This is a genomic window from Microbacterium suwonense, from assembly GCF_030296555.1.
Classification (GTDB): Bacteria; Actinomycetota; Actinomycetes; order Actinomycetales; family Microbacteriaceae; genus Microbacterium; species Microbacterium suwonense.
The window spans coordinates 1166504-1179948 of sequence record NZ_AP027728.1; the positions used below are offsets into that span (position 1 = coordinate 1166504).

Consider the following 13445-nt stretch of genomic DNA (forward strand, 5'->3'; position numbering starts at 1 on the left):
GCCGCAAGGGCGTCGCGGATGATGCCGCTCGCCCGCTGAGTGCCCAGCACGAGGTGCATGCCCAATGCCCGTCCCCGGGCTGCGACGTCGGTGAAGATCGCCCCCAGGTCAGGATGCTCCTGCAGCAGCGCGGCGAACTCGTCCACGACGATCACCAGCCTGGCCAGCGATGGGCACTCGCTGACATCGCGCACGCCGGTGCGGGCCAGCTCGGCCTCGCGACGGCGCAGCTCCGCGGTGAGGCTGCCGACTCCCCGACGTGCCCCATCGGCATCCAGGTCCGTGATCACCGCGACGACGTGCGGCAGCCGCCGGAGGGGTCGAAGGCCGTGCCGCCCTTGAAGTCGACCAGCACGAAGGCCAGCTCCTGCGGGGAGTGCACCGCTGCCAGACCGGCGACCCAGCTGGTGAGCAGCTCGCTCTTGCCCGTCCCCGTCATCCCGGTCACGATCGCGTGCGGCCCATCCTCCACCAGGTCCACGGTCATGTCGCCGCGTTCCCCGCGCCCCAGCGAAGCCGCCAGTCCGTCGGCACTCACGGGGCTCAGGTCATCGAACCCGATCCGGTCTGGGATGCTCGTCTCCGCATCCGATCGTCCGGAGAGGTCTGCGCCGACGATCCGCGCCTGCTGCGCGGAGAGCGCCTCCGCAACGATCTCCCGCTCTCCTTCCGGCGTGCGCACCCGTGCCCTGCCGGGATCGACACAGTCCACGACGGTCGTGATGCCGTCCGGCGGCTCCGTCCCCGGCCTGCGGACGCAGATGATCGCATCCGTGCGCAGCTCGCTCTCACCGATGCCGAGCCGGAAGGCCGCACGGCGACGTCCGGCATGCGGGAGCGCATCGAGCGCCCACTCCCCGATGCCGTCTCCGGCGAGGCCGAGCTGTGCCGGCGCGAAGCGCAGGCACAGCTGCACGACGATCGCCCGCGCCACCGCCCGGGCGACCGGGCTCGTCGCCCGGATGCAGATCCCCCGCCGATCGGCACCGCGACTGGCGCATCCTCCAACTGCTGAGCACGGGCCCTGAATGCTCGCGAGCGTTCGTCCTCACCCCCGCGCGCTTGAACCCGGCTGCCCCGCACACCCCGGCCGAGCACGACGGTCGTGTGCCGATCCGGCGCATCGCTCCCCCGCAGCGGCGGCTCGAGCAGGCACTCCGCGGCTCCGGGCTCTCGCCGCCACATCGCAGCGTGCTCCTCGGCGTGCAGCTGCTCCAGCTCGGCCTCGGCACGCTGCCAGGCGGCATCCGTCTCGGCCTCCGCCCTGCGGCGCTCCCGCCCCCGCGTGCGCAGTCCGTCCAGGTACGACGCCACCAGCATCAGCGGCCCGAGGGCCGCGAAGCACAGGGCGAACAGCGACCCGGTGACCAGCCACAGTACGACACCGGCGATGATGGGGACGACGGCGGCCAGCAGCGGCAGCGGGGGCCGCCTGGCCTCAGCGGGTGCGGAGGGGAGGACGATGGTGGTGGCATCCATGCGCACCATTCGATCGCATCGTCACACCGCAGAACGCCCTGTCCACAGGCGGATCGCGTTATTTGCGGGAATCGGCTTCTGTGGAGGGAGAGTCGCCGAGGATCACGCGCAGCACGATCAGGGTGACGTTGTCGCGTCCGCCGTTCTCGAGAGCGGCGTCGAGCATGGCGTCCGCCGCCGCACCCGGATCCTCGTTCTCGCGCAGGAAGTGCAGGATGCCGTAGTCGGTGAGCTCCTTGGTGAGCCCGTCGGAGCAGATCACCAGGCGGTCCTCGTCACGCAGATCGACCGTGACGTAGTCGGGCGCCACCAGTTCGCTCGCGCCGACCGCGCGCGTGATCACATTGCTGTACGGGTGCGCGTCGGCCTCTTCCGGGCTGATCTTTCCCGAGGCGATCAGCTCCTGGACCACGGAATGATCGGTGGTGACCTGCAGAAGACGGTCGTCGCGTGCCAGATACACGCGTGAGTCTCCGATGTTCAGCACGGTCCACTGCCAGGATCCGTCCTCGGCACGATCGAGGAAGGCGCCGGTGAGCGTGGTCCCGGTGCCCTCATCCGTGGCCTCGGGATGCTGATGGATGTCCTCCACGGCGCGCCGCAGCGCGGCCTGGATGGCCTCGTCGGTGATCGAGCCGTCGTCGACCATCTCGTCGAGACGCTCGATCGTGCTCTGACTGGCTATCTCGCCGCCGGCGTGACCGCCCATGCCGTCGGCGACGACGAACAGGGGGAAGCGCGCCAGGAACGCGTCCTGATTGTTCTCGCGGCGTCGCCCCTGATCGGTCACGCCCGCCCAGGCGAGCTGCAGCTCGTCGCCGACACGATGCGTCTGCGTTGTGGTCTCAGGCACGGGCCATCTCCGTCGAAGGGGCGGACGAGGAGGCGTCCGCAGGATACTGATCCATCGTAATGGAGCGGATGCTCACATCACCGACGCAGGATCGTCGGGGAGCGGGAACAGCCGGTCGATCTCGGCGAGGTCCCCGGCCGTCGGCGTCCAAGCCTCGGATGCAGCGGCATTCGCCTCGATCTGCGCGGGTGAGGTCGCACCGGCGATCACACTGGAGACCCCCGGCTGCGCGAGCAGCCAGCCAAAGGTGGCCTGCAGCATCGTGATGCCGCGCTCATCGCAGAACGACTGGTATGCCTCCAGCGCGTCCCACGGTGCGTCCGACCAGATGTGCCGGCGGGTGTCCATGATGCGGCTGCCCTGCGGGCCGCCTTCGCGGGTGAACTTGCCGGTGAGCAGTCCGTTCTTCAGCGGGAAGTAGGGGAAGAAACCGAGGCCGTAACGGTTGACGGCGGGGAGCACCTCACGCTCAGAACCGCGGGCCAGCAGCGAGTAGTGGTTCTGTGCTGACACGAACCGTCCGGTCGAACGTGCCCGGGCGGTGAACTCGGCCTCGGCGATCTGCCAGCCGTCGAAGTTCGAGTGGCCGTAGTAGCGGATCTTCCCCTCGTCGACGAGTTCGTCCAGTGCGTCGATCGTCTCGGCGATCGGCGTCTGCGGGTCGGGCAGATGCAGCTGGTACAGGTCGATCCAGTCGGTGCGCAGACGACGCAGCGAGTGCTCCACGGCCAGGCGCACGTAGCGTCGTGAACCGCGGCCGCCTGGGAAGTCGTATCCCATGTCGCGGTCGTGCCCGAACTTGGTCGCCAGCACCACCCGGTCGCGGCGTCCTTCGAGCACCTCGCCCATCAGCTCCTCGCTGCGGCCTGCGTCGGCACCGTACATGTCTGCGGTGTCGAAGAAGAACACCCCGTTCGCCAGCGCCGCATCGATCACGGCCCTGGTCCCGTCCAGCGTCTCGGTCACCGTTCCGGCACGACCGAAGTTATTGCTTCCCAGGCCCGTGGCCGAGACCACGAGACCGGATGCGCCGACGCGGCGCTGCGAAGTTCCCATGCCTCCACCGTATCGAACCCGCAGACAGCAGGATGCCCCCGACCGAAGTCGGGGGCATCCTGGAGATGTCACGCAGGCGGCTGCGTGGGATCGGCCGGCGGCTCGGCATCCGGAGCGGCCGGTGGTGCCGGCGGCGTGGCGGGCGGCGGAACCGGGGCACCAGGCTGCGCGGGAGGAGCCGCAGGAGGCGGGACAGGCGCGCCGGGCTGCGCGGGAGGCGGAACCGGAGCACCGGGAGCAGCGTAGCCGGGCTGCTGCGGCTGGCCGTATCCGGGCTGGGGCTGGCCGGGAGCGCCGTAACCCTGCGGCGGGTAGCCACCCGGAGCGGGCGGCTGATATCCCTGCGGAGCGCCGTAACCGGGTGCGGGGGCCGCATTGTTGGGCTGCACGGGGATGCCGTCCCAGACCGTGCGGTCGGCGAGGAAGCTGTTGCCCGCCCAAGCGGCCGCCGGGATGCTGACGTTCCAGCGCGACGAGTCGAAGGCGAGGATGCCGAGCCAGACCGGCGCGACGAGGATGTACAGCACGATCCAGGCACCGTCCTTCTGCAGCTTCTGACCGATGCGGTAGGCGGCGAGGATGCCCATCACGCCGACTCCGATGCTGACGAGCCACCCGAGGACCGGGATCCAGGTCAGCAGAACGCCGAAGACCAGCCAGGGGCTGACATCGCCGAGTTTGAAGAAGATCATGATGTTGTAGAAAGGCACCCAGGCCCGCCACTTGCCCTGCACGCCGGCCTTCTCGAAGATCTTCATCAAGAACCAGGCGGTGACGGCGTAGAGGATGGGACCGAGCAGGAGCAGGGGCAGCATCATAGCGAGGAGCCAGCCCGCGCCATACATGCCGTAGCCGTAGTCGTCGTACATAAGACCCACGTTTCTCCGGTATCGGGGACGTATCTCGTCCTCCGTCGCGAAGCCGTAGCTGTCGCACACGTCATGCTATCGGCGTCCTTCCTGCCACGGCAATGGCAACGCCGCACCCCACCTCACTCGGCGACGACGAGTTCGAGCTCCCCGCAGTCGCTGGAGCGATCACCGGAGCGCAGCCGCACCCCGCTGTCCTGCGCCCAGCGCAGCAGGCTCGCACGGCTTCCGATCCGCGGACGCGTTTCGGCCAGAGCTCGCACCAGCTCGCCCTTGGCCTTCTTGTTGAAGTGGTTCAGCGCACGCCCGGTCGCGGTGACGATGCGCACGTACGCCGAAGGCACGGATGCCGGGATCGGCCCCAGCGCCACATAGGCCTCGCTACGCAGATCCAGCAGAAAACCGCTCTGCGCCAGTGCGCCGCCGGTCGCCTCGGCCCAGTGCCGACGCAGCGACGGGAAGCCCGGCAGCGAGGTCCCTGCGGCCAGCCGATAGGCGGGGATGCGATCCAGCGCGCCGATCGGCCCGAAGGGCGCGGAGTGGATGAGTGCGTGAGCACCAAGCCACCGCCGAGCCGCCCGATCCAGGTTCAGGGCGTCGAGGGCGTCGTAGAGCACCCCGGTGTAGCGGTCGACGGCAGCCATCGTGGGCGCCGTCCTCAGCATCCGATTGTGCTCCACGTCCTGCGCCTGACGCTCGCTGAGCTTCAGGACCCGCCGCGCGAGAGCCCGATCCTCGGACAGCGCCACGAGCGCATCGACGAGAGCCTCACGCTGCGGTGCGAGTGAGGGCAGCGCCAGGGCCGCGATCTCCAGTGGACGATCGAGCCCGCCGGGGCGCTTGGTCTCGGAGGGAGGCAGCAGGATCTTCATGGGCTCCACATCGGCTTCATGCACAGACGAAAGCGCCCGCCCGGCCGGTGCTCGCGCACACGGCCGAAGCGGACGCCTCGATGAAACGGTGTCAGGCGACCAGTGCGGCGTTTCCGGCGACGATGGTCAGGTTGTCGCCCTCCATCGAGAGAAAGCCGTCCTGCGCGTTGGCCAGCACCTTGGTGCCGTCGGTCTGGGTGATCCGGACCTGTCCCTCGGCGAGGATGGCCAGCACCGGCTCGTGACCGGCCATGAAGCCGATCTCGCCCTCGACGGTCTTGGCGATGACGAGCGTCGCTTCTCCCGTCCAGACCTCCGCATCCGCGGAGACGAGGCTGACGTGCAGAGCCATGGTCAGCCGTTCTCCTTCTGGATCTTCGCCCACTGCTCCTCGACGTCGGAGATGCCGCCGACGTTGAAGAAGGCCTGCTCGGCGACGTGGTCGAAGTCGCCGCGGCAGATCGCATCGAAGGACTCGATGGTCTCCTTCAGCGGGACGGTCGAACCCTCGACACCGGTGAACTTCTTCGCCATGTAGGTGTTCTGCGAGAGGAACTGCTGGATGCGGCGTGCGCGCGACACGACGATCTTGTCCTCTTCCGAGAGCTCGTCGACACCGAGGATCGCGATGATCTCCTGCAGCTCCTTGTTCTTCTGCAGGATCTGCTTGACCGTGGTGGCCACGCGGTAGTGGTCCTCACCCAGGTAGCGGGGGTCCATGATGCGCGACGTCGAGGTCAGCGGGTCGATGGCCGGGTACAGACCCTTCGACGCGATCTCACGGCTGAGCTCGGTCGTCGCATCGAGGTGCGCGAACGTGGTGGCCGGAGCCGGGTCGGTGTAGTCGTCAGCCGGCACGTAGATCGCCTGCAGCGAGGTGATCGAGTGACCGCGCGTGGACGTGATGCGCTCCTGCAGCAGGCCCATCTCATCGGCGAGGTTCGGCTGGTAGCCCACCGCCGAGGGCATGCGGCCCAGTAGGGTCGACACCTCGGAACCGGCCTGCGTGAACCGGAAGATGTTGTCGATGAAGAGCAGCACGTCCTGCTTCTGCACATCGCGGAAGTACTCCGCCATGGTCAGCGCCGACAGTGCCACGCGCAGACGCGTCCCCGGGGGCTCGTCCATCTGGCCGAAGACGAGGGCGGTCTTGTCGAAGACGCCCGCCTCCTCCATCTCGTGGATCAGGTCGTTGCCCTCACGGGTGCGCTCACCGACACCGGCGAACACCGACACACCGCCGTGGTCCTGCGCGACGCGCTGGATCATCTCCTGGATGAGGACGGTCTTGCCGACGCCCGCGCCGCCGAACAGACCGATCTTCCCGCCCAGCACGTACGGCGTGAGCAGGTCGATCGACTTGATGCCGGTCTCGAACATCTGGGTCTTGGACTCGAGCTGGTCGAAGCTCGGCGCCTTGCGGTGGATCGGCCAGCGCTCGGTGATCTCGATCTGCTCGCCGGGCTCGGCGTTGAGGACCTCGCCGATCACGTTGAAGACCTTGCCCTTGGTGACGTCGCCGACGGGGACGGAGATCGCCTCGCCGGTGTTGCGCACCTCCTGACCGCGGACGATGCCGTCGGTGGGCTTCAGGGCGATGGCCCGGACCAGATCGTCGCCGAGGTGCTGAGCGACCTCGAGGGTGATCTCGGTGGAGTCCTCGCCGATGACGATCGTGGTCTTCAGCGCGTTGTAGATGTCGGGGATCGAGTCGTGCGGGAACTCGATGTCGACAACCGGACCGTTGACGCGTGCGACGCGCCCGACGACCGCGGTCGCGGGCTTGTCAGCCGTAGCGGTGGGGGTCATTTCTTCGTCTCTTTCCTGAGGGTCTGTCAGCTGGATGCGAGAGCGTCGGCGCCACCGACGATCTCGGCGATCTGCTGGGTGATCTCGGCCTGTCGCGCGTTGTTGCGCAGGCGGGTGTAGTCGGTGATCAGCTTGTCGGCGTTGTCGCTGGCCGACTTCATCGCCTTCTGCGTCGCGGCCTGCTTGGCGGCCGACGACTGCAGCAGGGCGTTGAACACACGGCTCTGGATGTACACCGGCAGGATCGCGTCCAGCACGGTCTCGGCGTCGGGCTCGAACTCGTACAGCGGGTAGACGGTGCTGCCCGCCTCTGAGTCGTCGGCCTCCGCGATCTCCAGCGGCAGCAGTCGCACGTTCTCCGGCGACTGCGTCATCATGCTGACGAAGCGGTTGTACACCAGGGTGATCTCATCGACGCCCCCGGCCTCCCCGCCGCGCGAGAAGGCATCCAGCAGCGTGTGCGAGATCTCCTCAGCGGTGTGGAACGCCGGCGTGTCGGTGTCGCCGGTCCACTCCGCGGCCGAGGCGATGCCCCGGAACTGGAAGTAGCCGACGGCCTTGCGGCCCACCAGGTAGAACACCGGCTCCTTGCCCTGCTCGCGCAGCAGTTCCGCCACCTCGAGACCCTCGCGGAGGATCTGCGAGTTGAAGGCGCCTGCCAGCCCCGGTCGGACGAGAAGATGACGACCGCGGAGCGGGTGATCTTCTCGGGCTCGCGGGTGAGCGGGTGGTCGACATTGGAGTGCGTCGCGACGGCGGACACAGCCCTCGTCACGGCCCGCGCGAAGGGAGTGGACGCCTTGACGCGTGCCATCGCCTTCTGGATGCGCGAAGCCGCGATGAGTTCCATCGCCTTCGTGATCTTCTTGGTCGTCTGAGCAGAAGAGATCTTCTGCTTGTAGACCCTGAGTTGAGCGCCCATGAATCAGTACCTCACGCGGTTACGCGCGACGACCCTTGACGATCTTCTCCTGGTTGACGTCTTCCGCCTCGGCGGCAGCGTGCTCCTCGTGACCCGGGGCGCCGATGCCGTGCCCCTTGCCACCCTGGAACTCCAGAAGGAAGGCATCCGTCTGCTTGTCGAGCTCGGCGACGGTGTCGTCGTCGAGAACGTTGGTCTCGCGCAGAGTGTCGAGAATGCTGGTGTTGCGACGCAGGTAGTCGAGCAGGTCGCGCTCGAACCGCAGCACGTCCTCGACCTCGATGGTGTCGAGCTTGCCGTTGGTGCCGGCCCAGATCGAGACGACCTGCTCCTCCACCGGGTACGGCGAGTACTGCGGCTGCTTGAGCAGCTCGGTCAGACGCGCGCCGCGGGCCAGCTGACGACGCGAGGCCGCGTCGAGGTCGGATGCGAACATCGCGAACGCCTCGAGCGAGCGGTACTGCGCAAGCTCGAGCTTCAGCGTTCCGGAGACCTTCTTGATCGACTTGACCTGCGCGTCACCACCCACGCGGGACACCGAGATGCCGACGTCGACAGCGGGACGCTGGTTGGCGTTGAACAGGTCGGACTGCAGGAAGATCTGGCCGTCGGTGATCGAGATCACGTTGGTCGGGATGTACGCCGAGACGTCGTTCGCCTTGGTCTCGATGATCGGCAGACCGGTCATCGATCCCGCACCGAGCTCGTCGGACAGCTTCGCGCAGCGCTCGAGCAGACGCGAGTGCAGGTAGAAGACGTCACCCGGGTAGGCCTCGCGCCCCGGCGGGCGACGCAGCAGCAGCGACACGGCGCGGTACGCCTCGGCCTGCTTGGACAGGTCGTCGAAGACGATCAGCACGTGCTTGCCGTCGTACATCCAGTGCTGGCCGATGGCCGAGCCGGTGTACGGGGCGAGGTACTTGAAGCCCGCGGGGTCGGAGGCGGGAGCGGCCACGATCGTGGTGTACTCCAGCGCACCGGCGTCCTCCAGCGCACCCTTCACCGAGGCGATGGTCGAGCCCTTCTGGCCGATCGCGACGTAGATGCAGCGCACCTGCTTGTTCACGTCGCCGGATTCCCAGTTGGCCTTCTGGTTGATGATCGTGTCGATCGCCAGCGCCGTCTTGCCGGTCTGACGGTCGCCGATGATCAGCTGACGCTGACCGCGGCCGACGGGGATCATCGCGTCGATCGCCTTGACACCGGTCTGCATCGGCTCGTGCACGCTCTTGCGCTGCATCACGCCGGGCGCCTGCAGCTCGAGGGCGCGCACGCCGTCGGTGGCGATGTTGCCGAGGCCGTCGATCGGGTTGCCGAGCGGGTCGACCACGCGGCCCAGGTAGCCGTCGCCGACCGGAACCGAGAGCACCTCACCGGTGCGGGTGACTTCCTGCCCGGCCTCGATGCCGGTGAAGTCGCCCAGGACGACGACGCCGATCTGGTGCTCGTCGAGGTTCAGCGCGAGGCCCTTGGTGCCGTCACCGAAGGTGACGAGCTCGTTGGCCATCACCCCAGGCAGCCCCTCGACGTGCGCGATGCCGTCGGCTGCGTCGATGACCGTGCCGACCTCGGTCGCGGCCGCGCCAGTGGGCTCGTAGGCGGCTGCGAAGTCCTTCAGCGCGTCACGGATGACGTCGGGGCTGATCGATAGTTCTGCCATTGTCTTCCCTTTGTGTGTCTGGGTGTGCGCGGTTCCCCGCGTCAGTCTGTGTCAGCTCGCGAGCTTCTGTCGAAGCTCGGCGAGACGGGCGGAGATGCTGCCGTCGATGACGTCGTCGGCGATCTGCACGCGCAGTCCACCGACGACCTCGGGGTCGATCACCTGGTTCACGGAGATCTCTCCCCCATAGCGGCGCGCCAGAGCATCACGAAGGCGTGCCTCCTGTGCAGCGGCGATCGGCGCGGCCGTGAACACGGTCGCGACCGTGCGCCCGTCCTGCGACGAGACGATGTCGATCGCACGGCCGAGCAGCTGGCGAACCCGGCGCTCACGCGGCAGGCTCACCAGGGAGGCGGCGATCAGCACGGTGGCGGGAGCCGCCGACGAGCCGAGCACCTTCTCGACCAGCTCAGCCTTTGCCGAGTCGCCGCCGAGGCGTCCGCCCAGGGCGAGCTCGAACTCGGGGTTGGCCGCGACGATACGGGAGAAGCCGAACAGCTCGCCTGCCACATCGTCCTTCGCTGAGGCGACGGCCGCCGCACGGATCGCGAGCTCTTCGACGCCGTCGACGAGATCGGACGCACGGGACCAGCGCTGTGCGGACACCGTGGTCAGCAGCGCGCGCACCGGGGCGGATGCTCCGGAGAACACGCTGGCGACCAGCGCTGCGCGTGCCTGAGCAGGCGCCGTGGGATCGGCGAGCGCGCCGCTCAGCTGGGCCGACTCCCCGAGCGTGCGGACGGCCGCGAACAGCTCGGCCGCACTGTCGAGGGTGAGGCCCGACGTCGCAGCCAGTGCCTCCGTCGATGCCGCGAGTGCCTGAGTGGTCGCGCTGCCCATTACTTGGCCTTCTCGAGGTCGGCCAGGAAGCGGTCCACGACGGCCGTCGCCCGCGCGTCATCGCTGAGGGTCTCCCCCACCACTCCGCCGGCGAGGTCGATCGCCAGCGTGCCGACCTCACTGCGCAGGGAGACGAGCGCGGCCTGGCGCTCGGCTTCGATCTGCGTGTGCGCCGCGCTGGTGATGCGGTTCGCCTCGGTGGTCGCAGCGGTCTTGGCCTCTGCGACGATCTTCTTGCCGTCCTCACGGGCGGCCTCGCGGATCTCACCGGCCTCGGTGCGTGCCTCGGCGAGCTGGCGGGTGTACTCCTCCAGCGCGGCCTCAGCCTGCTTCTGTGCTTCGTCGGCCTTGGCGATGTTGCCCTCGATGGCCGCAGCGCGCTCGTCGAGCATGGCTGTCAGCTTCGGGATGGCGACCTTCCACAGCACCACGAGGATGATGACGAAGCAGATCGCCGACCAGAAGATGTCGTACGGCTGCGGGATGAGCGGACTCTGAGCCTCTTCCGCAGCAGTGACAAGAGCGTTCAGCATCCTGTCTCCTTACCTGTCGGAAGACGGATCAGTTGTAACCGAAGATGAAGCCGGTGGCGATGCCGATGAAGGCGAGTGCCTCGGTGAAGGCGATACCGATCCACATCAGAACCTGCAGGCGGCCGGCGAGCTCGGGCTGGCGTGCCACGCCCTCGATCGTCTTTCCGACGACGATGCCGATGCCGATGGCCGGGCCGATGGCTGCGAGGCCGTAGCCGACGGTTGCGATCGAGCCGGTGACATCAGCGAGAACCGTAGTTGCGTCCACGGGATTTTTCCTTTCGATTGGTGGGCAGGCGGAGGCCTGTCCCCTTAGTGCTCATCAGCGACTGCGAGCTGGATGTAGACCGCAGTCAGGACGGCGAAGATGTAGGCCTGCAGGACGGCCACGAGGACCTCGAACAGGGTGAAGGCCAGACCGAAGGCGCCGGTGAAGACGCCGAGCGCCGACCACCAGCCGCTCAGGCCGAACACGAAGAACTGGGTGGCCGAGAAGAACAGCACCAGCATGAGGTGGCCGACGATCATGTTCATCAGCAGACGCAGGGTCAGCGTGACCGGACGGATGATGAACGTCGACAGGAACTCCAGGATGGCGACGAACCACTGCAGGAACACCGGGATGCCCGACGGGAACAGCGAGTTCTTCACGAAGCCCTTGGGGCTCTTCTTCACGCCGGCGTAGATGAACGTGCCGTAGGAGATGATCGCCAGCAGCAGCGGCACGGCGATGATCGAGGTGCCCGCGATGTTCACGCCGGGGATGATGCCGGTGAGGTTCATGAACAGGATCATGAAGAAGATCGTCATCAGGATCGGCAGGAAGCGTTCGCCGTCCTTCCGGCCGAGCAGATCGTGCGCGACGTTGCCTCGGACGAAGCCGAAGCCCATCTCGACGAGGCTCTGGAAGCGGCCGGGAACCAGACGCATCCGGCGGCTGCCCAGCCAGAACACCAGGATCAGGATCACCGTCGCGAGGATCTGTGCGAGGTGAATGCGCGTCAGCGCGAAGGGCGTGCCCTCGAAGGCGATGACAGGCGGGAAGAAGTCCCAGATCGTCGGCGGATGGAACGTCGGACCCTCAGTCGCGGCGGCAAGGAGAGACACGGCTTGAGTCAACGTTGCGGCTCCAGCTTCGTAGCGCCGGAGATCGACCGACGCGAAAGGGACAGATGACCGTCAACCGCGGCGACACCGTGACCTGCGAAGATCACCACACAACCGGCGGGGACGGAACCAGCTTAGCAAACCCTGAGCGTCGCTCAGGACGGATCCTCGTCCTCCACCTGGGTCGGCAGCTCGATGTCGCTGACGTTCGGCAGCCGCATCCGCATGATCACCAGCGCGTCCACGATGAGCGAGACGACCACGCCGGCGATGATCGAGACGAACAGCACCTTCGGCGCCACCCACGACTGGCCGCCGAGGATGAACATCAGCACGAAGAACACGCCGATCTTGACCAGCCAGCCGCCGAGCACGATCGCGAAGAAGAACTGCACGTACAGCGGATCGCCGAACCAGCGGTTGGCGAACAGGATGCTTCCCGCGGTGATGCCGAGGAAGACGAAGGACAGCAGCACGCCGATCAGGCCGCTCCACAGTCCCTCGACGCCGGCGACCGCGAAGCCGATGCCGGCCGCGATCAGGGCGAGGACGCCGGCGGCCACGGCCGACCAGATCAGCGTGCGTCGCAGGATGGGCGTGCTGGAGACGGGGCTCGGGGTCATCGGTGCTCCATGGTGCTCGAGTCTGCGGTCTTCGCAGGGGTGGTGGTCTCTACGGGGGTGGTGGTCGGTCCGGGAGCCGTGGTCGGGGCGGTTTCAACGGGAGGTCCGGGGCGGCGGTGCGAGGGCATCAGCGTGACCACCAGGCAGGCGGCGCTGCCGACCACGCCGAACACGACGCCCACCATGTAGCCGCCCGGCCAATCCTGACGCGTCGCGATGTACATCAACAGCACGGCCAGCGAGATCACGGCGGTCCAGGCGTAGAACACCAGCACGGCGTCACGGTCGCGATGGCCGAGATCCAGCATCCGATGATGCAGATGCTTGCGGTCCGGGGCGAACGGCGACTTGCCCGCCCGCATGCGGCGGAACACCGCCAGACCGAAGTCCAGCAGCGGCAGCATGACGATCACCAGCGGCAGCACGATCGGGATGAAGGCGCCCAGCAGCTGCGAGCGGCCGAACCGCTCAGGGTCGAAGGCGTTGACGTCGCCCTGCGTGGTCACCGCGATGGCCGAGGTGGCCATCAGCAGCCCGAGCACAAGCGCGCCGGAGTCGCCCATGAACAGCTTCGCGGGACTCCAGTTGAACGGCAGGAAGCCCACGCAGGCGCCGATCAGGACCGCGGCGAGGAAGGTCGCCAGATTGAAGTAGCTGGTGGCGCCGGAGTCGCGCGTGAGGATGTAGGAGTACACGAAGAAGATGCCGTTGGCGATCAGGCACACCCCGGCGACCAGCCCGTCGAGGCCGTCGATGAAGTTCACCGCGTTCATGACCACGACGATCGCGAGCATCGTGATCGAGATGCTCACCCAGGGCGAG

At 67.6% G+C, this 13445-nt stretch carries 14 protein-coding genes and 1 pseudogene; all 15 read right to left on the reverse strand.

What is annotated here, in order from left to right:
• Positions 1 to 286 precede the first annotated feature (286 nt).
• Entirely contained in the window at positions 287 to 934 is a 648-nt protein-coding gene (locus QUE33_RS05940; RefSeq protein WP_286302480.1) for an FtsK/SpoIIIE domain-containing protein, read from the reverse strand.
• A gap of 603 nt (positions 935 to 1537) precedes the next feature.
• A complete protein-coding gene (locus QUE33_RS05945) occupies positions 1538 to 2332 on the reverse strand; it encodes a PP2C family protein-serine/threonine phosphatase (protein WP_286302482.1) in 795 nt (264 codons plus the stop codon).
• A gap of 72 nt (positions 2333 to 2404) precedes the next feature.
• Positions 2405 to 3388 carry an aldo/keto reductase gene (locus tag QUE33_RS05950; RefSeq protein WP_286302483.1) on the reverse strand — a complete coding sequence of 328 codons (984 nt, stop codon included), beginning with the start codon at positions 3386 to 3388 and terminating at the stop codon, positions 2405 to 2407.
• 68 nt (positions 3389 to 3456) lie between these two features.
• Positions 3457 to 4257, reverse strand: a complete 801-nt coding sequence (locus QUE33_RS05955; RefSeq protein WP_286302484.1) for a DUF5684 domain-containing protein — start codon at positions 4255 to 4257, stop codon at positions 3457 to 3459.
• Positions 4258 to 4379: 122 nt separating this feature from the next.
• The gene (locus QUE33_RS05960; RefSeq protein ID WP_286302485.1) at positions 4380 to 5129 is read right to left on the reverse strand and encodes a YaaA family protein; all 750 of its coding nucleotides are present in this window, start codon (positions 5127 to 5129) and stop codon (positions 4380 to 4382) included.
• A 91-nt stretch (positions 5130 to 5220) separates the two neighbouring features.
• Positions 5221 to 5481 (reverse strand): F0F1 ATP synthase subunit epsilon, encoded by a 261-nt coding sequence (locus QUE33_RS05965; protein WP_286302486.1) that lies wholly within the window; start codon positions 5479 to 5481, stop codon positions 5221 to 5223.
• A 2-nt stretch (positions 5482 to 5483) separates the two neighbouring features.
• Complete coding sequence (atpD, locus tag QUE33_RS05970) at positions 5484 to 6938, reverse strand: F0F1 ATP synthase subunit beta (protein ID WP_286302487.1); 1455 nt, start codon at positions 6936 to 6938, stop codon at positions 5484 to 5486.
• 26 nt (positions 6939 to 6964) lie between these two features.
• Positions 6965 to 7860 (reverse strand): annotated as a pseudogene (locus QUE33_RS05975) (F0F1 ATP synthase subunit gamma).
• 19 nt (positions 7861 to 7879) lie between these two features.
• Positions 7880 to 9520, reverse strand: coding sequence for a F0F1 ATP synthase subunit alpha (atpA, locus tag QUE33_RS05980; protein ID WP_286302489.1), 1641 nt, complete (start codon positions 9518 to 9520; stop codon positions 7880 to 7882).
• Positions 9521 to 9571: 51 nt separating this feature from the next.
• Positions 9572 to 10360 (reverse strand): F0F1 ATP synthase subunit delta, encoded by a 789-nt coding sequence (locus QUE33_RS05985; protein WP_286302491.1) that lies wholly within the window; start codon positions 10358 to 10360, stop codon positions 9572 to 9574.
• Positions 10360 to 10893 (reverse strand): F0F1 ATP synthase subunit B, encoded by a 534-nt coding sequence (locus QUE33_RS05990; RefSeq protein WP_286302492.1) that lies wholly within the window; start codon positions 10891 to 10893, stop codon positions 10360 to 10362. Before QUE33_RS05990 ends, QUE33_RS05985 begins: the two co-directional genes overlap by 1 nt.
• Before the next feature lie 28 nt (positions 10894 to 10921).
• Entirely contained in the window at positions 10922 to 11161 is a 240-nt protein-coding gene (atpE, locus tag QUE33_RS05995; protein ID WP_286302494.1) for a F0F1 ATP synthase subunit C, read from the reverse strand.
• 44 nt (positions 11162 to 11205) lie between these two features.
• On the reverse strand, positions 11206 to 12000 hold the full coding sequence (atpB, locus tag QUE33_RS06000) for a F0F1 ATP synthase subunit A (protein ID WP_286302495.1): 795 nt from the start codon (positions 11998 to 12000) through the stop codon (positions 11206 to 11208).
• A 155-nt stretch (positions 12001 to 12155) separates the two neighbouring features.
• Positions 12156 to 12623: a Cg1360 family ATP-synthase-associated protein gene (locus tag QUE33_RS06005; protein WP_286302497.1), complete on the reverse strand. Its 468-nt coding sequence runs from the start codon at positions 12621 to 12623 to the stop codon at positions 12156 to 12158.
• Entirely contained in the window at positions 12620 to 13435 is an 816-nt protein-coding gene (locus QUE33_RS06010; protein ID WP_434019616.1) for an MraY family glycosyltransferase, read from the reverse strand. Before QUE33_RS06010 ends, QUE33_RS06005 begins: the two co-directional genes overlap by 4 nt.
• Between the last annotated feature and the right edge of the window lie 10 nt (positions 13436 to 13445).